Genomic DNA, 23,467 nt, shown 5'->3' with positions numbered 1-23,467 from the left:
GACGACGAATTTCAAGAAAAACTATAGACCATGATGAGGGGAAACGCGTCGTTGGACGCGACAGCAGGAGATCTAATCTTTGACTACCAGATAAAGCGCCTGTTGCGCCAGATCCTCCACGGTCATGCTGCCTTCCGATTTGTACCAGGTGATGGTCCAGCTCAAGGCGCCGGTGAGAAAACGTCGCAACACCGCCACATCGCCTTTGACCAGTCCTGCGTCACGGGCTTCGCTCAGCGTATCCAGCCACAGGCCTTCATATTGATCGCGCAATTTGAGGATTTCTTCCTGTCGTGCGTCCGACAGGCTGCGCCATTCGTACACCAGTACGGTCATCGCCTCGCCGGTGCCGCCGAGTACGGACTCCAGTTCGCAGCGCAACAGCGCCAGCAGTCGATCGCGAGCCGTCGGCGCCCGCTCCAGGGCCTCGCGCATTTTGGCGGTTATGTAGAGGATGGTTTCTTCCATCACCGCAAACAGAATGTCTTCCTTACTGCGGAAATGATGAAAAATACTGCCGCTTTGAATGCCCACGGAAGCAGCCAGATCTCTGACCGTGGTGCGTTCGTAACCTTTTTCCTTGAACAGGTGCGCAGCCTTGGCCAGTAACCTGCCCCTGGCGCTCTGAGGGTCGGTGATGCGTCCCTCTTCGATAAGTTGCGCAAGTTGTTTCATAAGCAATCACATTCCTGAGCTGACTGATGGGAGACCCACGGCGGAATCCGGGGCGCCGTGCAGGGCCGCACATTCTAACGGCAAACGTCGAAAAAAACTCCCTTATGGCGCTTAGCCGAAGATTTAGGTCGCTCCTAAGTCTATCTCAATTCGGCCCCTTTACAAACCAAGCGCTTGCTTGGTATCGTTGACCGGGCTCGCATCATCGACAATAACCATTCAAAACGACATACCAGGGCGATACGCGCATATCCGCGTTATCGACCAGAAAGGAACGGGCGACGATCATGACCACCAAGTCTACTCTGCGCATTGGCTGCGCAGCCGCATTTTGGGGCGACACCAACACCGCCGCGGCGCAATTGCTGGAAAAAGGCGATCTCGATTACATGGTGTTCGACTATCTGGCGGAAATCACCATGTCCATTCTCACCGGCCAGAAGCTGCAAGACCCGAACAAAGGCTACGCCACAGACTTCGTTGACCATGTGATGAAGCCGCTCCTGCCGCGGCTGAAGGAAAAAGGCGTGAAGGTGATCAGCAACGCTGGCGGCGTAAATCCCCAGGCCTGCCGCGACGCCCTGCAGGAAATCATCGATAAACTGGGCCTCGATCTGAAAATCGCCGCCGTCATGGGAGACAATATTCTGCATCGACGCGCGGAGTTTGAGCGCCAGAATCTGACCGATATGTTCTCCGGCGCGCCTCTTCCCCCGGTCAGCGTCAGCATGAACGCTTATCTGGGAGCCCCGGGCATCGCCGCCGCCCTGGCTTACGGCGCGGACATAGTGATTACCGGGCGGGTTGTGGACAGCGCGCTGGTCCTGGCGCCGCTGATTCATGAGTTCGGCTGGACAATGAAGGACTACGATAAACTGGCACAGGGCAGCCTCGCAGGCCACATTATCGAATGCGGCGCACAATGCACGGGCGGCAACTTCACGGACTGGCGCGAGGTGGAAGGCTTCGACAACATGGGATTCCCTGTCGTGGAAGTCGACGCCAACGGAGACTTTACCGTCACCAAGCCTGAAGCCACCGGCGGTCTGGTGAGCATTGGAACGGTCTCGGAACAACTGGTCTATGAAATCGGCGATCCCGGCGCCTATCTGCTGCCGGACGTCACTTGCGATTTCACCCAGGTAAAACTGCAGCAAACAGGTCCGGATCGCGTGCGCGTCACCGGCGCTCGCGGACGCGCGCCCACCCGTCTATATAAGGTATGCGCCACCTATCCGGACGGCCATAAATGCGTCGCCACGTTTCTCATGGCCGGCATCGACGCCGCCGCTAAAGCCAAAGTCACCGCCGACGCCATTATTAGTAAAACCCAGAGACAGTTCGAAGAGCGCGGCTGGCCAGCCTTCACCGATGTCGATATCGAACTGCTGGGAACAGAAGCCACTTACGGCCCCCATTCCCGCATCGCCGGCAGTCGGGAAGTCGTGGTGAAAATCTCCTGCGCGCATCCCCAGAAGGAAGCCCTGGCGCTATTTTCCCGGGAGATCGCCCAGGCCGCCACAGGCATGGCTCCAGGCATTACCGGCATTGTGGGCGGCAGGCCGACCGTGTGGCCCAAGATTCGTCTGTTTTCCTTCCTCACCCCGAAGAACGGCATCACCATCACCGCCAATATGGACGGGGTGGGCAAACCAGTGAAGGTCGAGTGGGACTACGAGGCAACGCCCTCCCCGGCGGACACAGCGGTAGTTGAGGCAGCGCAACTGGAAGCGACCACCACGCAGGCGCCGCTGGTCAAACTGGCCTGGGCGCGTTCGGGAGACAAAGGCGATCACGCCAATATCGGCGTCATTGCGCGCCGGCCGGAATATCTTCCCTATATTCGCGCCGCCCTCACCGAGGCCGCGGTGGGCGACTATATGCATCATGTATTGCACCCGGAGAATGGCCGCGTCACCCGCTGGGACTTGCCGGGTATATCCGCCCTGAACTTCCTGCTGGAGAACAGCCTGGGAGGGGGAGGCGTCGCCAGTCTGCGCATTGATCCGCAGGGGAAAGCCTTCGCTCAGCAATTGCTGGAATTCCCGATCCCCATTCCGAGCGCCATTGCAGAGGAGCTGGCCTGATATGTCTTATCAATCGGTATTCCGGGAAAACGCATTCGCCGACCGCACCATCATCGTCACCGGCGGCGGCAGCGGCATCGGGCGCTGCGTCGCTCACGAACTCGCGGCGCTGGGCGCACGAGTCGCCATCATCGGACGCAAGCAGGAAAAGCTGGACCGAGTGCTGGCGGAGATCCAGGAGGATGGCGGCCGCGCCAGCGCATACGTATGCGATATTCGCGAAGAGGATAAAGTCAAAGCAGTCATCGCAGAAATCCTTGCGGAGCTGGGCCCGGTCCATGGCTTGGTGAACAACGCCGGCGGTCAGTACCCTGCGCCTCTCTCCGCCATTAATCAAAAAGGATTTGAAACCGTCGTGCGCACCAATCTGGTGGGCGGATTTCTAATGGCCCGCGAGCTGTATAACCAATGTTTCAATAAACAGGGCGGCGCCATCGTCAACATTATCGCCGACATGTGGGGCGGCATGCCCGGCATGGGTCACTCCGGCGCCGCCCGCGCCGGCATGGACAACTTCACCAAAACCGCTGCCGTGGAATGGGCGGCGGCGGGGGTGCGCGTCAACGCCGTAGCGCCAGGCTGGATCGCCTCCAGCGGACTGGACCATTACGACGCCAGCATGAAACCCATGCTGCTGTCGCTGGCCAATGGCGTGCCATTAAAACGTTTGGGAACGGAGGCCGAAGTTTCCGCCGCCATCTGCTTTTTACTCAGCAAGGCGGCGGCTTTTATCAGCGGAGCCACCTTGAGAGTGGACGGCGCCGCCTCCCTGGGCGGCCGCGTATGGCCGCTGCCGAAAGCGAAAAACGTACCGGTCTACAACGGCTTCCATCGCGCCGTCCGACCCAAAGTCCTCGACGATTAACAGCCGGAAACGCGCCATGCCGAAACTCACCTCTCAGATTGACGTTCATTCCGAAGAATTCGCCGCTAACCGTCGCGCCATGATGACAGCGATCGAATCCTTCCGCAGCATTGAAAACAAAGTACGCGAGAAAGCACTGGAGGCCCGCGAGAAGTTTCACAAAAAAGGTAAATTGCTGCCCGGTGAGCGCCTGAACCTGTTACTGGATCGCGGCGCGCCTTTTTTGGAACTGTGCTCCCTCGCTGGCTACAAAATGCATGACGACAAAGACGGCTCCTACGCCGGTGGCGGCTCCATCGTCGGCATTGGTTATGTGCAGGGCGTGCGCTGCCTGATCATCGTCAGCAACAGCGCCGTCAAAGGCGGCGCGATTTCCCCCGCCGGTCTGGAGAAGACGCTGCGCGTGCAGCAGATCGCCATGGAGAACAAGTTGCCGGTGATCACCCTGGCGGAGTCCGCCGGCGCCAACCTCAACTACGCGACGGATATTTTCGTGCAGGGCGCGCGGGGCTTCGCCAACCAGTGCCGCCTGTCCGCCGCAGGTCTGCCTCAGGTCACCGTGGTGCACGGCAACGCCACCGCGGGCGGGGCCTATCAGCCGGGCCTTTCTGATTATGTGATCGCAGTAAAGAACAAAGCCAAAATGTTTCTCGCCGGTCCGCCCCTGTTGAAAGCCGCCACTGGCGAAATCGCCGACGACGAAACACTGGGCGGCGCGGAAATGCACGCCGCCATCGCCGGAACCGCAGAGTTCTTAGCGGAGGACGACGCTGACGGCGTACGCCTGGCGCGAGATATCCTGAGACGCATTCCCTGGAACGAACAGCTCACTCCGGCGCCTGCGCGCACCTGGAAGGAGCCACTGTATCCGGCGGAAGAACTGCTGGGCGTGGTTCCCGCCGACGCCCGCAAGCCCTATGACGTACGCGAAATCGTCGCCCGCATCGCGGACGGCTCGGAGTACCTGGACTTCAAGCCGCTCTACGACAATCAGACCGTATGCGGCTTCCTCCACATCCAGGGCATGGCCTGCGGCGTCATTGGCAACAACGGCCCGATCACGCCCAAAGGCGCCGCCAAAGCCGCTCAGTTCATCCAGCTCTGCGAGCAAAGCAATACGGCGATCCTGTTCTTCCATAACACCACCGGATTTATGGTCGGCACCGATGCGGAACAGAACGGCGTCATCAAACACGGCTCCAAGATGTTGCAAGCGGTGGCCAACGCCAAGGTCCCACGACTGACCATGGTGGTCGGCGGTTCTTACGGCGCCGGCAACTACGCCATGTGCGGCCGCGGACTGGACCCCAGATTCATCTTTTCCTGGCCTAACAGTCGCACCGCCGTCATGGGCGGTGCCCAGGCGGGCAAGGTATTGCGTATCGTCACTGAAGAAAAGCAGGCCAAACTGGGTCTGACGCCAGACCCGAAAATGCTCGACGCTATCGAAAAAACCGCGGCGGAAAAAATTGAACAAGGCTCCAGCGCGCTCTACGGAACTGCGCGTTTGTGGGACGACGGGCTGATCGATCCCCGCGATACACGGCGCGTACTGGCGCTGTTGCTGGACGTTTGTTACGAAGCGGAGCGCAGGCCCTTGCGCTCCAACACTTTCGGCGTGGCGCGCTTCTGACGCAGGCGCGGCGAGGCAGGTTTACACAGAGGAAAAATAACAATGATATTCACTCAGGAACACAGCGAACTACGACGCACCGTACGCAATTTCGTGCAGAACGAAATCAATCCGCACATTGATGAATGGGAAAAAGCCGGCGCCTATCCCATGCGGGAAATCTTCAAAAAGCTTGGCCTGCTTGGCCTGCTTGGCATCCACAAGCCGGAGGAATACGGCGGCCTGGGTCTCGACTATAGCTACAATCTCGCGGCGGCGGAGGAACTCGGGGCCTGCGGCGCCGGCGGCGTGCCCCTCTCCATCGGCGTACAAACCGACATGTGCACCCCCGCCATCGCCCGCTTCGGCTCCCATGAACTCAAAAGCGAGTTTCTTACTCCCGCCATCCGCGGCGAGATGATCGGCTGTATCGGTGTGAGCGAAACCTCCGCCGGCTCTGACGTCGCCGGGTTAAAAACCAACGCTCGCAAAGACGGCGACGACTATGTGATCAACGGCTCCAAAATGTGGATCACCAACTCGCCGCAGGCGGATTTCATATGCTTACTGGCCAATACCAGTGACGACAAGCCGCACAAGAACAAGACCCTGATGGTCGTCCCCATGAACCTGCCGGGCATTGAGGTGGCGCCGCATCTGGACAAGCTAGGTATGCGCTCCTCAGAAACCGCCCAGGTGTTTTTCGATGATGTGCGCATTCCCCAGCGTTACCGCATCGGCGCCGAAGGCATGGGATTCATGATGCAGATGGTGCAATTCCAGGAAGAGCGCATGTGGGGCGCCGCCAACACCATCAAGGCGCTGGAAGCCTGCGTCACTCAAACCATTGCTTACTGCCGGGAGCGCAAAACCTTCGGTCAGCCGTTGATCGACAATCAATACATTCATTTCCGCATGGCGGAGCTGCAGACGGAAATCGAAGCCCTGCGCGCCCTGACCTATCAAGCCTGCGAGCTGTATATCCAGGGCAAAGACGTCACCCAACTGGCGTCCATGGCGAAACTCAAGGCCGGCAGACTCGGTCGCGAAGTCACTGACAGCTGCCTGCAATACTGGGGCGGTATGGGCTACATGTGGGACAACCCGGTGTCGCGGGCGTTCCGCGACGTGCGTCTGGTGTCCATTGGGGGAGGCGCTGATGAAATCATGCTTGGCATCATCTGCAAATTGATGGGGACGCTGCCGGGCAAACGCAGCGCCAGTTCCACAGGAGAATAAATCATGAGTCCGCCCGTCACTGAAACTCTGCTGGCTGAATGCCGTGATCACGCGCTGCACATCACCCTGAATCGGCCGCAAGTGCGTAACGCCATGAGCCTGCAAATGGTGCGTGAGATTATGGCCCTGTTCGACTATGCCGACACAGATGAACACATTCGCGCAATCGTCCTGCGCGGCGCCGACGGTCATTTCTGCGCCGGGGGCGATATCGCCGATATGGCCAACGCCCGCGCGGCGGCGGAGTCAGGAGAAGCCGATCCGTTTCAGGCGTTGAACCGGGAATTCGGGCGGATGATCACTCGCGTCAATCAGGCCCCACAAACCGTCGTCGCCATACTGGAAGGGGCCGTGCTGGGCGGCGGCTTTGGACTGGCCTGCGTCAGCGACGTCGCCGTCACCCTGAACAGCGCCCGCTTTGGCTTGCCGGAGACAGGGCTGGGCATTCCTCCGGCGCAAATCGCGCCGTTCGTTGCGCGCCGCATCGGACTCACGCAAGCCCGCCGTCTGGCGCTATTAGGCATGCGTTGCGACGGAGAAGAAGCGACACGACTAGGCATTGCTCATGAGTGCGTGACAAACGCCGATGAACTGGCGGACAAACTGGCGACGATCCTGGCGCAGATCAAACGCTGCGCGCCCCAGGCCAGCGCCGTCACCAAACGGTTGTTGCTGGACGTTGAAGGCGCCGATCTGGAAACGTTGCTGGATCGCACCGCCGCCGACTTCTCCCGCGCCATTCAAGGCCCGGAAGGCAGAGAAGGCGCGCTGGCGTTTATGCAGAAACGTAACCCGGAGTGGGCGCAATGATCACCAAAATACTGGTCGCCAACCGAGGCGAAATTGCGTGCCGGATAATCCGTACCGCCCGCGACCTCGGGTTTCGCACCGTCGCCGTCTACAGCGACGCCGACCGCGACGCCCCTCATGCGTTAATGGCGGATGAAGCCGTGCATCTCGGCCCTGTGCCCGTGGCGGAGTCGTATCTGGACGCCGATAAAATCCTCGCCGCCTGTCGCCTGAGCGGCGCTGACGCGGTGCACCCTGGCTACGGTTTCCTCTCAGAAAACGCCCGCTTTGCGGAAAAATGCGCTGACGCCGGAGTGACGTTTATTGGCCCTCCCGCCGACGCCATCGCCCTGATGGGCAGCAAACGTCTGTCCAAGCTCGCCATGCAGGAAGCGGACGTGCCCTGCATTCCTGGCTACGAAGGCGAGGATCAAAGCGACGCCACATTGATAGCCGAGGCCAGACGCATCGGCTTCCCGGTCATGATCAAGGCTTCCGCTGGCGGCGGCGGACGCGGCATGCGTCTGGCGCAGAGCGAAGCGGAGTTGGCGGCGCAAATCAAAACGGCGCGCTCGGAGGCCCTCAACGCCTTCGGCAGCGATGAGCTGATTCTGGAAAAAGCCCTGCTGCAACCCCGCCACATCGAAATCCAGGTGTTTGCGGATACACAGGGCGTCGCCCTGTATCTGGGGGAGCGGGACTGCTCCGTACAGCGCCGCCATCAGAAAGTAGTGGAGGAAGCGCCCTCGCCCTTCGTTGACGCGGATCTGCGCGAACGCATGGGCGCGGCAGCGGTGAAGGCGGCTCTGTCCTGTGGCTATGTCGGAGCCGGCACCGTCGAGTTTCTGGTGGATCAGGACAAGCGCTTTTATTTTCTAGAGATGAACACGCGCCTGCAGGTGGAGCATCCCGTCACCGAACTGGTCACCGGCTTCGATCTGGTGGCGTGGCAGATTCAGGTCGCCGCCGGCGCGCCCTTACCTGTCACCCAGGAGCAAGTGCGCATCCAGGGCCACGCCATGGAAGTACGTTTGTATGCGGAAGACCCGCAGCAGAATTTCCTGCCGCAAACCGGCCGTATTCAACGTTGGCGACCTGCGTTAAGCGAAGGCGTGCGCATCGACGATGGCGTGAAAGAAGGTCAAACCATCACACCCCACTACGACCCCATGCTGGCGAAAATCATCGCCTGGGGCGCCGACCGCGAACAGGCTCGCCGTCGTCTGCAACGCGCGGTGGAAGACAGCCTGCTGCTCGGCGTCAATGGCAATCAACGTTTCCTGGCCAATATTCTCAAGCACCCCACTTTTCAACAAGGAGAAGCCAATACCGGCTTTCTCGCCAACGAATTCAAGGACGATCCCTCGCTGTCGCCACAAACGCCGACCGACTTAGTCGTCGCCTTGGCGACGCTGCTTTTTCATCATCAGAGCGAGCTGAGCCAGCCTCACCGCCATTGGCGCAGCGCCGGCTATTCATCCTGGCCTTACGAACTGCGCAGCGGCGACGACATTTGGGAGCTGGCGCTGGAGGCGCAGGAAAACGGCGCGTTTCAGGTCAACCTGGACGACCGCGCTATCACGCTGGGACTGCAGCATATTGAGCCCGAGCAAGCCCTGTTCGAATGCGACGGCCTACGTCGCCGGGTTCGCTATCTACGACAGGAAAACCGGCTATCTTTGCATCTAGACGGCGTTGTTTATGACTTTGAAGACCTAACCCATGCGCCAGCGGAAGCCGGCGACGCGACTGGCGACGGCAGCATCCGCGCATCTATGGACGGCCGCATCGTGGACGTGCTGGTCGAACCCGGCCAAAGCGTGGAGAAAGGCGCAACGCTGGTCGTGCTGGAAGCCATGAAAATGGAGCATCCGTTAAAAGCGGATATATCCGGCGTGGTGGAGGACATCAAAGTAAAAACCGGCGATCAGGTCAGAATCCGGGAACTGCTGGTTACTCTCACTCTAAGCGCAGAATAAACCGCCAATAAAAACAACAAACAAGGACACGCTCATGTCGCCCCTACATAATAAAACCATCCTCATCACCGGCGCTTCACGCGGTATCGGCCGCGCCATGGCGTTACGTTTCGCCCGGGACGGCGCCAATATTGTCCTCGCAGCGAAATCCGCCGAACCTCACCCCAAGCTGCCCGGCACCATCTACAGTGTGGCGGAGGAAGTCGAGCAGGCTGGCGGCAAAGCGCTCCCCGTGCAACTGGACGTGCGCGACGATAACGCCGTAGAAGCGATGGTGGAGCGCGCCGCTGCAGAGTTCGGAGGCGTGGACGCTGTCATCAACAATGCCGGCGCTATCAAGTTGTCCGGCGTGGAGCATACACCAATGAAACGCTTTGACTTGATGCATCAGGTCAATACCCGCGCCGTGATGGCGACCGCCCAGGCCGCCCTGCCCTGGCTGAAGAAGTCCGGGCTGGGACATATCCTCAACCTGTCTCCTCCGGTCAATCTCAACCCCAAGTGGTTCGCTCAGTATTCCCCCTATACGCTGACCAAATACGCCATGTCCATGTTGACCCTGGGGATGGCGCAGGAGTTTCGTCGCTATAACATCGCGGTGAACTCACTATGGCCACAAACCCTGATCGCCACCGCCGCAGTGGAGTTCGAAGCCGGCGGCAAACAGGCCCTGGACCGGGCGCGCAGCCCTGAGATTATGGCGGACGCCGCCCACGCCATACTGACGGATAAAGAAGAGCGCCGCAGCGGCGAGTGGCTCATTGACGAACAAGTGCTGCGCGACACAGGCGTGACGGATTTTTCCGCCTACACCTACAACCCCGGAGCGGGTCAGGCGTTGATGACCGACTTGTTTATCGACTAGCAGAGACGGTCGACTAACCGGGTTTATTGACTAACATTGAAAGGCAGTACCGGACCCGCTCTCTATTGATAGATAGGCAATTAGGAAACAGGAAAACAAGAGGACCGAACTATGCCGCAGGAAGGCCGCATATCCGCGCGAGATCTGGCCCGTCAACTGCCCTTCGTCGCCCAGAAACTGCCTTCCCTGCTCAAAGGTTATTACTACTACGCCCTGCTCAAGCCGGATAAAGCCCTGGCCATTGGCGACATCATCGAACGCAATGCGGACACCCACGGCGAATGCGACGCGGTGCTCTACCGCGACCGGCGCATCAGTTATGAAGCGTTTAATGCCTGGGCCAACCGCTTCGCCCATTACTATCGCGCTCGCGGCGTGGCGCGGGGCGATGTGATTGCCCTGAACCTGGAGAATCGACCGGAGTTGCTGGCGGCGCTGGCGGGAGCGTTAAAACTGGGCGCCGCGGGAGCGATGATCAATACGTCCCTGCGCGGAGACGCATTGGCACACTGCCTGAACCTCACTCATCCCAAACTTGTGGTCGTGGGCGAGGAGCAATTGGAAGCCATCGCTTCCGCTACGTCGCTACTGAACATCCCCGTCGACTCACAACGCATGCTCTTTCTGGCGGATGCGGATACGCTCAAGGAGGATTCGACCGCTCCGGAGGGATATGTAAATCTGGGCGCCATCATTAAAAACTATCCCGACGCCAATCCGGTTGTCACGGACCGTCCCCTCGCCGGCGATACCGCGGTCTACCTGTTCACCTCCGGCACCACCGGCCTGCCCAAGGCGGCGCCCAGCAGCCATCGCAAATGGTTCAAGGCGTATGGCGGCTTTGGTCATATGTCGCTAGCGCTAACCGAAAAAGATGTCGTCTATGCCCCCCTGCCCTTGTATCACGGCACCGGACTGCTGGTGTGCTGGGGCGCTGTGCTGGCGGGCGCGTCCGCTCTCGCCATCCGACGCAAATTTTCCGCCAGTGAATTCTGGAGCGACGTGCGTCTGTATGGCGCCACTTGTTTCGGCTACGTCGGCGAATTATGCCGCTATCTGCTCGCCCAACCGCCGGGGCCTCAGGATCGCCATCACAAACTGAAAAAAATGATCGGCAATGGTCTGCGCCCTTCCATCTGGCTCCAGTTCAAAGAGCGTTTCGGCATTGAACAGATTGCGGAGCTGTATGCCGCCAGCGAAGGCAATGTCGGCTTCACCAACTTTTTGAATCTGGACAATACCGTCGGCTTTTCCACTGCGCCTTTCGCCTTGGTGAAATTCCATGAAGGCACCCGCGAGCCAGTCCGCAACGGCAAAGGCAAACTGCAAAAAGTCGCCAAGGGCGAACCGGGATTACTGCTGGGTAAAATCACACCCAAATGGAACTTTGAAGGTTACTCCCAGCCGGAAGCGACGGAGAAAGCCATCATCCGCAACGCTTTCCGCAAAGGCGACGCCTGGTTCAATACTGGCGACGTATTACGGGAAATCGGCTGGCGTCATCTGCAGTTCGTGGACCGCATGGGCGACACCTTTCGCTGGAAAGGCGAAAACGTCTCCACGACTGAAGTGGAGAATGTGCTGGACAAGCTGGACGATGTGGAAGAAGCCGTCGTCTACGGTGTAGAGATTCCCAACATGAGCGGCAAAGCCGGCATGGCGGCCATCGTGGCGAAGGACAAGCAACGCGGTCTGGATATGCGACAACTGGCTCAGGTCATGCGGGAAGCATTGCCGACTTACGCCATGCCAGTCTTCATTCGCGTTACGCCGAGCATCGCCAAAACCGGCACCTTCAAATACCGCAAGGTGGACCTGCAAAAAAACGGCTATCAGTTGAATGAGCCGGAGGATCAGGTTTATCTATGGGCGCCGGAAGCCGGAGAATACCGTTTATTGTCTCAGGAAATGATCGCCGCACTGGAGTCCGGCGTCTACCGCCTTTAGCGCCAAGTTAATATTACAGTTGTTCACGTTTGCCGCTTTTAACGGGACGCTGCATCGCCTATTTTAGTGGCCTTCTATTGCAGTAACCCCAGGTATGATCCGGCGCTCAATAATTTTTCCGATATTTCCAGCACCACGCTTTGCGAACGCGCTGTCAGCCGTAATCGCTTTGGCGTTGTTTTGCTTGATGTCGCTGCACGCGAGCGCCGACGACGTGAATGTGTACGCCGGCGAGTTTCCGCCGACCATTCCACAGGTTCATCACTTCGCCACCGAGATCAGCTCATCGCCACTGGAGCAGGCGCGACAGGCTCTGCGCACAGCGCCAACCGTCTCCGCGTCACAGATCAACTTCGGCTTCACCGGCAAAGAACACTGGTTCGCGTTCAAACTTCTGAATCGCAGCAGCGACAGCCGCGAACTATTTCTTAGCCTCGGCAACCCACTGCTGGACAACATTGAGCTATTCCTGTTCCGGGTCGGCGAAACCCAGCCGGAATACGCTATCAGCAGCGGCGATCAACGCCCCTACCATGAGCGTCCGATCAATCACCCGCATTTTGTCTTCCCTCTGCAGCTGGCGGGAGATACCGGCTATGAGGTGATCTTAAAGATCGACGCCACGTCCTCTATCCAGGTTCCCATAAGCCTGTGGGAACCCTCTCAGTTCACCGCCTACAACCACAAGGAAGCCAGCCTGTCCGGCGCATTGCTGGGCATCATCGGCATCATGGCGGCGTACAATCTGATGCTGTTCCTGTTCCTGCGCGACAAAGGCTATCTGTATTTCACCGCAGCACTGGCCAGTTACGCTCTGGCTGAGGCGACGCTGTGCGGGATGGCGTACGCGTATTTCTGGCCGGACAACCCTGTATGGAACGACAAGAGTCTGGTGTTTTTCATCAACCTCTGTCTTGCCGCGCTGGCGTTGTTCACCCGTAGTTTCCTGTCATTGCCGGAGCGTCTGCCGGCTATGGCGCAGGGCTTCGTGCATATCGCCGCCTGGTGTCTGTTGTGCGCGGCGCTGGCGTTTTTCGCCTCCAACACCGCCATGCTCAAGTTATCCCTGCTCAACATCGCCGTGACGCCGATGTTCGGCTACTTCACCGGATTGTATCTGCTGCGCTCCAACTTCCGTCCAGCCCGATATTTCACCCTGGCCTACACCTTCCTGGTGTTCGCTTCCCTGGTGTTCTGCGCAGGCAAATTCGGCCTGCTGCCGTTAAACGGCGTGACTGGACACGCCACTCAATTTGGCGTTGTCGGCATGGTGTTGGCGCTCAGTCTGGCGTTAGCGGACCGTCTGAAGGGCGAAAAATCAGCGCGCGAGTTCGCGCAGTTGCAGGCGACAGAAAACCTGGAAAAGTATCGCGCCATCTATGAAAACTCTCTGGAAGGCATGTTCCGTCTGGACGCCAAAGGCGCTCTGATGGCCTGTAATCCCGCATTCGCACAGTTATTAGGCGCGCGTAATGAGAAGGAGCTAGTCAGCAATACCCGCGACCTGACCGGCATGATTCCCCTTCAGGAAGACGCCCGCCGTTTGTTTTTCCTGTCGCTGAAGCAGTACGGCCATGTTTTCGGATTCGAGGCACGTTGCCAGCGCCTCGACGGCAAACAGTTCTGGGCCACCATCTTCGCCCGACAGATCCTCACACCCGGCGGCCCCGGCTTTGTGGAAGGCTCTATTGTCGATATCACAGAGAAAAAAGAGAACGAGCAGCAGCTGCACTATCTGGCCCGCCACGACCCATTGACCGGCCTGCTCAACCGTACAGAATTCGAATACCGCCTCAACAGCGCGCTGCTACGCTCTCGTGAGCAGGGGCTGCATCATGCGCTGTTGTTCATGGATCTGGATCAGTTCAAGATCGTCAACGACACCAGCGGCCACGCCGCCGGCGACGAGCTGTTGCGCCAGATCGCCGTCATGTTCCGTCAACATCTGCGGGAGCGCGACTCTCTCGCCCGTCTGGGCGGAGATGAATTCGGCATCCTGCTGGAGCGCTGCGGCATAGAAAAAGCGTCGGAAATCGCTCACCGTTTACGTAATGAAGTCAGCGAATTCCGCTTCGCCCTGAAAGAGAAAGTGTTCAGCGTCGGCGTCAGCATCGGCATTGTACCGATTACAGCGGCGACGCCCTCCATCGAGGAGATATTCAGCCTCGCCGACACCGCCTGTTACGCCGCCAAAGACGCCGGCCGCAACCGCATCATCGTGCATAACGAGAAGACCGGGGAAATCATTCGCCGTCAAAGCGAGATGCAGGTAGTCACTGCGCTGCAGGAAGCGATCAAGCAGAATCAGTTGGTGCTCTACAAACAGAATATCGGCGCGTTGAAACCGGAACTTTGCGGCGAGCGTTATGAAATTCTGGTGCGTTTGAAGCAAGGAGCGGACATTCTTCCTCCCGGCGCCTTCCTGCCTGCGGCCGAACGCTACAATATCATCCGCTCTTTGGATCGCTGGGTTATTGACGCCTACTTTAAGTGGCTGCATGCAAGACCAGGACAGTTGGAACGGCTAAGTCAGGTCAACATCAACCTGAGCAGCCAGACTATCAACGACTCGGAATTCGCCGACTTTCTGCTGTCCGCGTTCAGCAAATACAGCATTCCTCTGGATAAAGTCTGCTTTGAAATCACGGAAAGCTCCGCCATCTCCAGCCTGGTGGAAACCACCGCCCTAGTGCAGAACATGCGCGCCAAAGGCATCAAATTCGCCCTGGATGACTTCGGCAGCGGCTTTTCCTCTTATTCGTACCTGAAAAGCCTGCCGGTAAACTCTCTGAAGATTGACGGCAGCTTCGTTCGCGACATTCTCAGCGACCCCGTGGATCTGGCCATGGTCCGCTCCATCACTGAAGTCGCCCATATCATGGGGCTGAACGTGGTGGCGGAGTTCGTGGAAAATGAAGAAACGGTGGAGCGTCTGAAAAGCCTCGACGTGGATTTCGTACAGGGTTATCACATCCACAAGCCCATGCCATTATAAGAGCGCCTCTCCACTATAGATCCTGGCGAGCGCGCTCCTGGCCCATCACCCCGCAGTACGACTTACCCATTCCATACCCACTCATATCACTCTTGTCTCTTTTTATCTCTCACTGGTCAGCCGCTACGCACAGGAAGATCTCTGCGTCGAGTTAGAGGCAAATAACGTCGTAAGCATGCGCGTTAATACGATCTGAAAGTTCTAAAGAATCACTGATGCAGGCCCGGCGGAATGCGGAATGCGGAATGCGGAATGCGGGATGCGGAATGCGGAATGCGGAATGCGGAATGCGGAATGCGGAATGCGGAATGCGGAATGCGGAATGCGGAATGCGGAATGCGGAATGCGGAAAAAGTGTGGGAGTGTCGCTGAAGAAAACAAAAAACCAGTGGGTGGCGAGAAGCCATCCCACTGGTTTGAATGCCGCTGTTAGATCAGCGGGCTAAGTCTTACGAGCGCGGACGCTTAGAGGAAGGACGAGGACCGCCACGACCACTACCGCTGCGGGGCTTGCGCTCTGGCTTACCGGCATCCGGCTTCATGTTGATCAGCTGCTGACGAATGCGTACTTTCTGCAGGTGCTGAAGCACTTCTTTCGGCATGCCTTCTGGCAGCTCAACGGTACTGAAGTTGTCGTAAATGGCGATGTGGCCAATGTACTTGCTTTCAATGTTCGCTTCGTTCGCGATAGCGCCGACGATATCGCCAGGGCTAACGTCGTGGGAGCGGCCCACTTCGATGCGGTAACGCTCTCTCGGTATGCCGTCGTCGCGACGTGAATCACGACCTTCGCGGCCTTCACGACCACGACGATCACGGTCGCGAGGGTTACGGCCACGGCCGTCACGATCGCGGTCACGACCACGGAAGTCTTTATCCAGCTTCGGCAGATCCTTCAGGATCGGGAACAGAGGCTGTTCCACCTGCAGACGGAACGCCAGCGCTGCGGCGACGTCTTCCAGCGACAACTCATTTTCCTGACAGAAGTCCAGCACCACCTTTTTCATGGACTCCAGATCCTGACCGTCCAGAGTGCGGTGCAGGTTTTCCTGGAACTGCTGGATGCGCTGCTCGCTGATTTTTTCAGCGGAAGGCGCTTCGTAAGGCGTCAACGGTTGCTTGGTGGCCATTTCAATTGCGCGCAGCAGGCGACGCTCTTTAGGCGCGGCGAACAGAATCGCTTTCCCTTCACGACCAGCGCGTCCAGTACGGCCGATACGGTGAACATAGGCTTCAGTGTCGTAAGGAATGTCATAGTTCAGAACCAGACCGATACGCTCTACGTCCAGACCACGGGCCGCAACGTCAGTCGCGACAACGATGTCCAGACGGCCTTTCTTCAGGCGGTCGATCGTCTGCTCACGAATCTTCTGGGTCTGGTCGCCATTCAGGGCTTCAGCGGCGTAGCCGCGCGCCTGCAGCTTCTCAGCCAGTTCCGTGGTGGCGGACTTGGTGCGCACGAAAATGATCATGCCTTCGAAGTTTTCAACTTCCAGTACGCGGGTCAGCGCGTCCAGTTTGTGAGAGTTATCAACCATCAATACGTGCTGGCTGATGCGCTCAACGGTGGAAGTCTTAGCGGCGATACGAACTTCTTTCGCCCCTTTCAGGTATTTTTCCGCCACGCGTTTGATAGCGGGAGGCATAGTCGCAGAGAACAGTGCGTATTGGCAGGCGCCGGGCGCGTTGGAGAGGATTTCCTCTACATCGTCGATGAAGCCCATGCGCAGCATTTCGTCAGCTTCGTCCAGCACGACTGCGCGAATTTGCGACAAATCCAGGCTCTTGCGCTGTAAATGGTCCAGCACACGGCCAGGCGTACCGACAATAACCTGCACGCCGCGTTTCAGGGAACGCAATTGTCCGCGCATATCCTGACCGCCGTAGATCGGCAGTACTGTGAAGTCAGGCAGGTAACGGGAATAGCTTTTGAATGCTTCCGCCACCTGGATCGCCAGTTCCCGGGTGGGAGCCAGCACGATAATTTGTGGAGACTGAATCTTTGGATCAAGTCTTTCCAACAACGGCAGAGCGAAAGCCGCTGTCTTGCCGGTACCAGTCTGCGCCACCCCTAAAATGCTCTCGCCCTGCAGCAACAGGGGAATACTTTGCTCCTGGATCGGTGAGGGTTGCTCGTAACCCACGTCTTTTAGAGCGGACAAAAGAGAATCAGATAAACCAAGAGAAGCGAAATCTTTCGACAGCGCGGTTGCAGAATCAGTTGAAGACATTAATTCGGGACCTATCAGGGGGGCTGCTTTGCAGTGAATAAAAAATGGTCGCTAATTGTACAGATCTAGCTTGCGGAATAACAGTAAAATTTTTAATGCCGGAGAAAAGTTACACGCGCTTACAAATGCGTAATCAATAACTTGAGTGGCGGGAAGGGAGTTTTTACTATGAAGTCGCCGCTTACCTGGGGCGAAACGGGAAATATCCGGGGAGGCGGCTACTGCAGACGACGCGCCGGCCCCGGAAAGGGAGAGCCATTCGTCATACTACCGGTTCAACGACAACCAGGCGCATTTTGCGACCTTCGAAGATGCGATCCAGGATGTCATGCAAGTCGGCGACGCTTTCGCTTTGGATACGGAAGCGGAATTTGGCTCCTTTTTGGGTAAACGCATTGACTCTGTACATTTTTCTTTCTCCCGAGATGGTTTATTTCGTCTACAGGAGTTAGATTAGGAAGTAAAACGACCATTGATGTCGCAAAAGAATGTATTCTTTAGTCTTCGCAAAGTTTTTATGGGGAACTGATGAGAACTTTTCTACGCCGCTTATCCATCCTGGCTTATCTGAAATCGGCCAGAACGCCCAAATCCACCGAGGAAATCATCAACCACCTGATTTCTGCGGACTATATGGAAGAGGGCGGCGATCCAAATTCACAGAAGCGCCTGATCCAGCGCGACATGAATTTCCTGTACGGCAAAAACGAAATGGAGGACGAAGACGAAGAGCCCGGCAACGAGTTCGGCCTGGAAGTGGTGAGGGGCGTAGGCAAGAGCCTGCTATGGAAACTCGACCCCTACTCCACCCTGCAATACGACTATGAGAAGATGCCTCAGTACATGGCTATCGCTTTCGCCATGGCCAAGAAGCATCTGTCCAATCTTCTGCCGCGCAACACCATCTCCGAGCTGGAGCGTTTTTTCGCCCAGGCGGAAGAGCGCCTGGAGCAGTCGGAGAAATCCTTGTCTCCGCAGTTGTACAACCGTCTGCGCGATTCCGTGGAGTTCTATCAGCGCGGCCAGCGTCTGCAACCGGCGGATTTCGATATCGAGCATCTGGACACCATCTATCGCGCCATTCTGAAAAACAAGCAGGTGTTGTTCACTTATCGCGGCAAAGAGTATCGCGCCCATCCATTCGGCGTTGCGATCCTGCTGCCAAAAATCTATCTGGTGGCGAAAAAGGACGAGGACATCGACACCCCTGGCGCCTATCGCCACTTCCTTCTGCATAAGATCGAACGCATCACCATGGATCAGCGCAGTTCCCGCGTGCCGAAGAAATTCCGGCTGCGGGACTACCTGGAGGCGGGCAAGATGGACGTGTTCATCGACCCAGAAGACAACTCTGTGTACTCCATGAAGTTGCGCATCACGCCGGCTAATCCATACAGCAACCTGATATCCGACCTGAGCGAAAACCCCATCGCCGTGGACCAGAAAATCAAACCGTCTACTGACGAAAGCGGTTCCTACATTCTTACCGCCAAGGTGCGACGCACTATCCAGTTGCGGAACTGGCTGATGAATCTGGGCGCGGAATGTAATGTGATGGAGCCGCAGGAAATTCGCGACGATCTGATTTCCGCGCTGCGGGATGCGCTGAGTAACTACGGCGCCTAAGCCAACCAAAGGAGTCCGCCATGCAGACAGCCACCCCAACGCCGCCATCGCTCGGTATGCGCAAGCTCAATCCGGCGGGATGGACGGCTGCGTCGATCCTGCGTCTCATGGCGGCTTTATTGATCCTGCTCGGGTTGGCCGCCTGCGCCCATCAACCCACGCAAAGCAAACCGGGTTTAACGACTCCAGGCGTTCATCCTGTTGCGCCGACGCAGGAACAATACTGGTGGCGCGCCTGTTTCAAAATGCCTTTTGACGACAACGGCGATCCCAATTGGAACATGGACTTACTGTTGGCGGACCAGGTCGTCGCCCCCGTATTGGCGCAACATGCGGGCGCTTTGCCATTGTGGCGCTTTCATCGACGCGCCGCGCCGGACGCCGCCGGTCACCAGTTCAGCCTGCTGTTTTACACGGATCCGAACACCGCCGGCCGCGTCTTCAAGGGTCTGGAGAGTTCGCCGGTCGTCGCGCAGCTCCTGCAAAGCGGCGATCTCAATCAGTTGGTGATCAAATGCGGCTACCGCGACCTGACGTCCGACCTGCAGGCCACCAGCGATCCCAACTGGGAGCCTCATCTGCAAAAAACCTGGCCATATTTCATCATGGGCGTCAGCGCCCACTGGCTGGCGTTGATTCAATCTTTTGACGAGGACATCCCCCTGCAATCCGAGACGCCCTCCGCCATGCTGGAGCGTTACGGACAAATACGTCAGAAAATCAGCGGCGTCTGGCAGGGACAAGGCCAGCATGCCTACCTGCATCACCTTAGCGCCCTGTTCGGTTACGAGCCGATGCTGATTCAGAAATTCATCCAGTTCTGATATGACTTCCCTGCCCCGCTTTGACTACTTCGCTTATGGCTCCAATATGTCCCTGCTTCGGTTGCGCGGCCGCACACCCAGCGCCCGCTTCTTGTGCACGGGCCGGTTAACGAGTTATCAGCTGCGTTTTCATAAAGTGGGAAAAGACGGTTCCGCCAAGTGCGATATTTTTCATACCGGAAATCATGAAGACGTAGTCTATGGCGGCCTCTTCCAGATTAACGAACACGATCGACGCGCCCTTGATCTCGCCGAAGGCGCAGGAAAGGGGTATGACCCCACCGACCTATGGATAACAACAGAAAGCGGCGCGGTTATGCGAGCGCTTACTTACGTTGCAACACTCACTGACGCAACGCTTATCCCTTTTGACTGGTATCTGGAGCATGTGCTGCGGGGCGCAGAAGCATTACAGCTGCCGAGCCATTATCTTGCAAGTCTGCGCGCAACCCAGTCGACTGTGGATTCGGATACTGATCGCGTCCAAAGAGAGTTGGCGATCTATCGCCACGCTTAACCCACTCCTCCTGGAGCGTGACCTTCTTCGTTAACTTGCCGTCTTTAAATCCCTAACATTCCTTGCGTACATTTTCTGCCTGCAAATTAACCAGCCGTTAACCTCTCCTTCGAAATAATTCGCTTATCCCGATCATCGGCTGATTGTCCTCATAGGCCACTGCACCTCAAATCAGCGTCGGGAGCAAAGGAACCGCCAAGCCAAACATAAGAAGGACACCACTATGCCGACACCTTTCACTCCTTCCCGCTAGCCTTGTGCGGCTGGCGCGATTCGACCAATTCGTTAAAGCAAGCTCGTAAAACAAGAAAGGCGGATTATCTCGCCACTGAGATACAGCAAGCGCTCACATACAGGAACTATTCACCAGCCAAAAAAGGGAACTGATATGAAAATACGCTCGATCTCCATTCGCGCCATCGCTCTTCCGGCCGGACTCGCCGCTGCAATAACGGGAGTGTGGATGACTGCGGCGAACGCCCAGGAAATTCAATACGGGAGAGGGTATTTCTTTCCTGCGTTAATTCCTTCCTATTTCGATAAAGAGCACTTCCTGGAGGATATTTCCATGGAGCGCTGTGAACTGAATAACGGCTATCAATCCTGGTGCTACAAACTGAAAGTCAAAAGTAACCCCGTGGAAAACGGTCCTTATTGCCCGGAAACCATCAATGATATCGGCGGCGTTTATCCTTATGACGGCGCGACCAATCCCGGTTTGCGAGTTTTGAAAAGGGATCTGTTCGAAGACATGGAGGCGGACGGCTACGATATCGTGGATGACGACGGCAACATCCGCTTCATCATGATCAAAACCGGCGAAATACCTAATCTGGACCCGGACTTGTCCTACTGTATCGAGGTCGAGCCCGACAATAGCCTGCAACTCTCGTACATGATTCCCGTCTTCTCCTGGCATGCCCAAGAATCCACGCCCATGGATGACGCGTCCAAGATTGTCGGCTTATCCCTGATCGGGATGCCCATTAACGGCTTGCCGCCCTCAGTGGCCAACGGCATTCCCGGCGCCCCTACTGGAGTCGGCAGTATGCCCGCCCTGGACGCCTGCGGCGGTCACATTAACGAAGGCTTCTACCACTCCCATATTTTCCCGGAAACCATCAACGATATTTACGCCAAGCATCATATTGGCGAAGTTCGCTGCGAAGCGGTCTATCCGAAAGGTTCCGGCGACCTGGTGGCGTACGCCATGGATGGATATCCCATCTACACCAATCTGGAGATGAACGGCGCGACGCCAGCCAATCTGGATGAATGCAATGGCCATTTCGGCCCGACCATCCATTATCCGACCGGCATGTATCACTACCACTCCTCCTCAGCGGAGGACGTGAATATTCCGCGCTGTCTGAAAGGCGTGCTGGCGAAGCAACAGTTGATCGTGGAGTGACGATGCGCAGATACAAAACTTTCGCTCTAACGCTGTTCTGGCTGGCGTTATCAACGCCGTCCGCTTACGCGCATTACCCGTTCATGTCGTTCTTCAATCTCTCTCGCGGAGAGGACAATGTCTGGCGCCTGAACGCGATCCTCGCGCAAGCCAGCGTTTCCACCACGCTGAGTCAGCTACAGACTGAGCACAGCGGCGCGCGCTTCACTCGTGAGGAACAGGAGAAGGAACTAACGAAGTATTTGCTGGACACCGTCAAGCTCAAGGTGGATGGGATCGACATTGCGCTGACGCCAACCGTCGTCAATCTGGGCGACCATGAAACCCGGGTTATGTTTGAACTGAAAAACGCGCCCAGGGATTTCCGCCGTGTAGATGCAAGTATTCGCAGTTTTTCCGATGACGCCAATCACCACAATATCCTGACCCTGTTTCAGGAAGGAGGACGCAGCAAGGTCGTGCTGTCATCCAGGAATAATTACAGCTCGCAACTCAATGCGCTGGAGAAACTGGCGGAAGGCTCATAAGTAAATCGTAAGACGCCACCCTATCAACAGCACGCAGGCGTAAGTTGATCCGAGGGGGGAGTACTCGCCTGCTCTTTAGGGTCTGAGGGCCATGGCCGTTTACGACGCCGGAACGTCGGCGGCGCCAAGCGCCTTGCAGTACAGACCCACTTTTTCGCCGTGATAATCCAGTTCTTCCAACAAGCGCCAGCCACCGCGACGCATCAACGAGGCGGCAGTCGCCGTGCCGCAATAAAGTTTGTCATACCCCAGCGCTAACGCTGCGTCTTCCAATGCTGTCAGCAGCGCTGCGCCCAGTCCGCGTCGGCGCAGTTCGGGCTTCACCCAACCCGCCGCCGCCCAGGGACCAAGATGAGGATGCGTGGTGATGGATTGCGCTTTCAATGCCGCCACGCCGACCAGTTCACCGTCCAGGAAGGCCACCATCCCTACCGGCAAAGCGTCCCGGGAACAGAACTGACGCAAATCCGCTTCCGCATCACCAGGCCCTTTGGGGCCGTACCAATCCGGCCACTCCGTCTCAAAAGACGCCGCCAGGGCGGGAACCGCTTCCGGCGCGTCCGCCAGGTATTTCACCACTAACCGCCGATCCATACGCCCTCTGTCTGGCTATTGAGAACCACTACTTGCGCCCGAGGCTCCGAGCGCATCAGAGGCCAGAGTATATCGCTCTAACCTCGCAGATAAATCACTTTGCCAGTCTGCGCGCCTTCTATGGATTTTTGAAACGCCTTCGCCACCTTTGCAGCATCTACTGGCGTTTCACCTGGGAAAAATGAACCGTACTTATCCCAGGATTCCGTTAATACCGTCGGGCTGACGACGTTTATACGCACCCCGCGAGGCGCTTCGATCGCCGCCGCCACGGCGAAGTGCTCCAGGGCGCCATTCACCGTTGTGGCCGCTGCGCCCCAGGCGATAGGATCAACGCTGAGAATGCCGCTGGTCAGAGTGAAAGAGCCTTGATCGCGAATATATTTCAAGCCATGGCGCACCAGATTAATCTGCCCCATCAACTTACTGCGCAACCCAACGTCCCATTGCTCAGAGGTCATTTCTCCCAGCGCCGCAAACGCCAGATCACCTGTCGCGCTGACTAACGCGTCAAACTCGCCAACTTTCTCAAACAACGCCTGAATTGAGGATTCATCGGCGATATCCACCTGATAATCACCGCTGCTCTTGCCGACCTTGATCACTTCATGCCGGTCCTGAAGGTTTTCTACAACCGCTTTGCCAATAGTGCCTGAGGCGCCAATCACTACGATTTTCATTGTG

General features: G+C 57.5%; 19 protein-coding genes. 14 read left to right on the top strand and 5 right to left on the bottom strand.

The window, feature by feature from the left end; genetic code table 11:
• Nucleotides 1–72 precede the first annotated feature (72 nt).
• The gene (locus tag ONV78_RS23955) at nt 73–675 is read right to left on the bottom strand and encodes a TetR/AcrR family transcriptional regulator (protein WP_216736849.1); all 603 of its coding nucleotides are present in this window, start codon (nt 673–675) and stop codon (nt 73–75) included.
• A gap of 287 nt (nt 676–962) precedes the next feature.
• Between ONV78_RS23955 and ONV78_RS23950 the strand changes: the two genes are divergently transcribed.
• The 9 genes from ONV78_RS23950 to ONV78_RS23910 all read left to right on the top strand — a co-directional run bounded on the left by ONV78_RS23950 (nt 963) and on the right by ONV78_RS23910 (nt 15,053).
• Nucleotides 963–2,762, top strand: coding sequence for a DUF1446 domain-containing protein (locus ONV78_RS23950; RefSeq protein WP_279506966.1), 1,800 nt, complete (start codon nt 963–965; stop codon nt 2,760–2,762).
• Between the two features lies 1 nt (nt 2,763).
• Nucleotides 2,764–3,627, top strand: coding sequence for an SDR family oxidoreductase (locus tag ONV78_RS23945; protein WP_279506965.1), 864 nt, complete (start codon nt 2,764–2,766; stop codon nt 3,625–3,627).
• Between the two features lie 16 nt (nt 3,628–3,643).
• Nucleotides 3,644–5,260, top strand: a complete 1,617-nt coding sequence (locus tag ONV78_RS23940; RefSeq protein ID WP_279506964.1) for an acyl-CoA carboxylase subunit beta — start codon at nt 3,644–3,646, stop codon at nt 5,258–5,260.
• A 42-nt stretch (nt 5,261–5,302) separates the two neighbouring features.
• The gene (locus tag ONV78_RS23935) at nt 5,303–6,478 is read left to right on the top strand and encodes an acyl-CoA dehydrogenase family protein (protein ID WP_279506961.1); all 1,176 of its coding nucleotides are present in this window, start codon (nt 5,303–5,305) and stop codon (nt 6,476–6,478) included.
• A 3-nt stretch (nt 6,479–6,481) separates the two neighbouring features.
• Nucleotides 6,482–7,288 (top strand): enoyl-CoA hydratase-related protein, encoded by an 807-nt coding sequence (locus ONV78_RS23930; RefSeq protein ID WP_279506958.1) that lies wholly within the window; start codon nt 6,482–6,484, stop codon nt 7,286–7,288.
• Nucleotides 7,285–9,246, top strand: coding sequence for an acetyl/propionyl/methylcrotonyl-CoA carboxylase subunit alpha (locus tag ONV78_RS23925; protein WP_279506956.1), 1,962 nt, complete (start codon nt 7,285–7,287; stop codon nt 9,244–9,246). The genes ONV78_RS23930 and ONV78_RS23925 overlap by 4 nt, the downstream gene beginning before the upstream one ends.
• 34 nt (nt 9,247–9,280) lie before the next feature.
• Nucleotides 9,281–10,111: an NAD(P)-dependent oxidoreductase gene (locus ONV78_RS23920; protein WP_279506954.1), complete on the top strand. Its 831-nt coding sequence runs from the start codon at nt 9,281–9,283 to the stop codon at nt 10,109–10,111.
• A 111-nt stretch (nt 10,112–10,222) separates the two neighbouring features.
• Nucleotides 10,223–12,058: a long-chain-acyl-CoA synthetase gene (locus ONV78_RS23915; RefSeq protein ID WP_279506952.1), complete on the top strand. Its 1,836-nt coding sequence runs from the start codon at nt 10,223–10,225 to the stop codon at nt 12,056–12,058.
• 187 nt (nt 12,059–12,245) lie between these two features.
• Nucleotides 12,246–15,053: an EAL domain-containing protein gene (locus tag ONV78_RS23910; protein WP_279506950.1), complete on the top strand. Its 2,808-nt coding sequence runs from the start codon at nt 12,246–12,248 to the stop codon at nt 15,051–15,053.
• Between the two features lie 449 nt (nt 15,054–15,502).
• Here ONV78_RS23910 and ONV78_RS23905 read toward each other — a convergent pair whose 3' ends face one another.
• Both ONV78_RS23905 and ONV78_RS23900 read right to left on the bottom strand, forming a co-directional pair.
• On the bottom strand, nt 15,503–17,284 hold the full coding sequence (locus tag ONV78_RS23905; RefSeq protein ID WP_127968742.1) for a DEAD/DEAH box helicase: 1,782 nt from the start codon (nt 17,282–17,284) through the stop codon (nt 15,503–15,505).
• A 262-nt stretch (nt 17,285–17,546) separates the two neighbouring features.
• A complete protein-coding gene (locus ONV78_RS23900) occupies nt 17,547–17,693 on the bottom strand; it encodes a hypothetical protein (RefSeq protein ID WP_158304996.1) in 147 nt (48 codons plus the stop codon).
• A 119-nt stretch (nt 17,694–17,812) separates the two neighbouring features.
• Between ONV78_RS23900 and ONV78_RS23895 the strand changes: the two genes are divergently transcribed.
• The 5 genes from ONV78_RS23895 (at nt 17,813) to ONV78_RS23875 (ending at nt 22,189) form a co-directional block, all read left to right on the top strand.
• Nucleotides 17,813–18,910, top strand: coding sequence for a WYL domain-containing protein (locus ONV78_RS23895; RefSeq protein ID WP_216736839.1), 1,098 nt, complete (start codon nt 17,813–17,815; stop codon nt 18,908–18,910).
• Between the two features lie 20 nt (nt 18,911–18,930).
• Nucleotides 18,931–19,734 (top strand): hypothetical protein, encoded by an 804-nt coding sequence (locus tag ONV78_RS23890; RefSeq protein WP_279506945.1) that lies wholly within the window; start codon nt 18,931–18,933, stop codon nt 19,732–19,734.
• A 1-nt stretch (nt 19,735) separates the two neighbouring features.
• A complete protein-coding gene (locus ONV78_RS23885) occupies nt 19,736–20,251 on the top strand; it encodes a gamma-glutamylcyclotransferase (RefSeq protein WP_279506943.1) in 516 nt (171 codons plus the stop codon).
• 388 nt (nt 20,252–20,639) lie between these two features.
• The gene (locus ONV78_RS23880; protein ID WP_279506942.1) at nt 20,640–21,662 is read left to right on the top strand and encodes a YHYH protein; all 1,023 of its coding nucleotides are present in this window, start codon (nt 20,640–20,642) and stop codon (nt 21,660–21,662) included.
• A gap of 2 nt (nt 21,663–21,664) precedes the next feature.
• On the top strand, nt 21,665–22,189 hold the full coding sequence (locus tag ONV78_RS23875; RefSeq protein ID WP_279506940.1) for a hypothetical protein: 525 nt from the start codon (nt 21,665–21,667) through the stop codon (nt 22,187–22,189).
• A 99-nt stretch (nt 22,190–22,288) separates the two neighbouring features.
• On the opposite strand, the gene ONV78_RS23870 is transcribed toward ONV78_RS23875, so the two are convergent.
• Complete coding sequence (locus ONV78_RS23870) at nt 22,289–22,783, bottom strand: GNAT family N-acetyltransferase (protein WP_279506937.1); 495 nt, start codon at nt 22,781–22,783, stop codon at nt 22,289–22,291.
• 77 nt (nt 22,784–22,860) lie between these two features.
• Complete coding sequence (locus tag ONV78_RS23865; protein WP_279506936.1) at nt 22,861–23,463, bottom strand: short chain dehydrogenase; 603 nt, start codon at nt 23,461–23,463, stop codon at nt 22,861–22,863.
• Nucleotides 23,464–23,467: the final 4 nt, after the last annotated feature.

Source organism: Hahella sp. CR1 (genome assembly GCF_029813005.1).
In the GTDB taxonomy this organism is placed as follows: domain Bacteria; phylum Pseudomonadota; class Gammaproteobacteria; order Pseudomonadales; family Oleiphilaceae; genus Hahella.
This window is presented reverse-complemented; position numbering and strand designations above follow the sequence as displayed.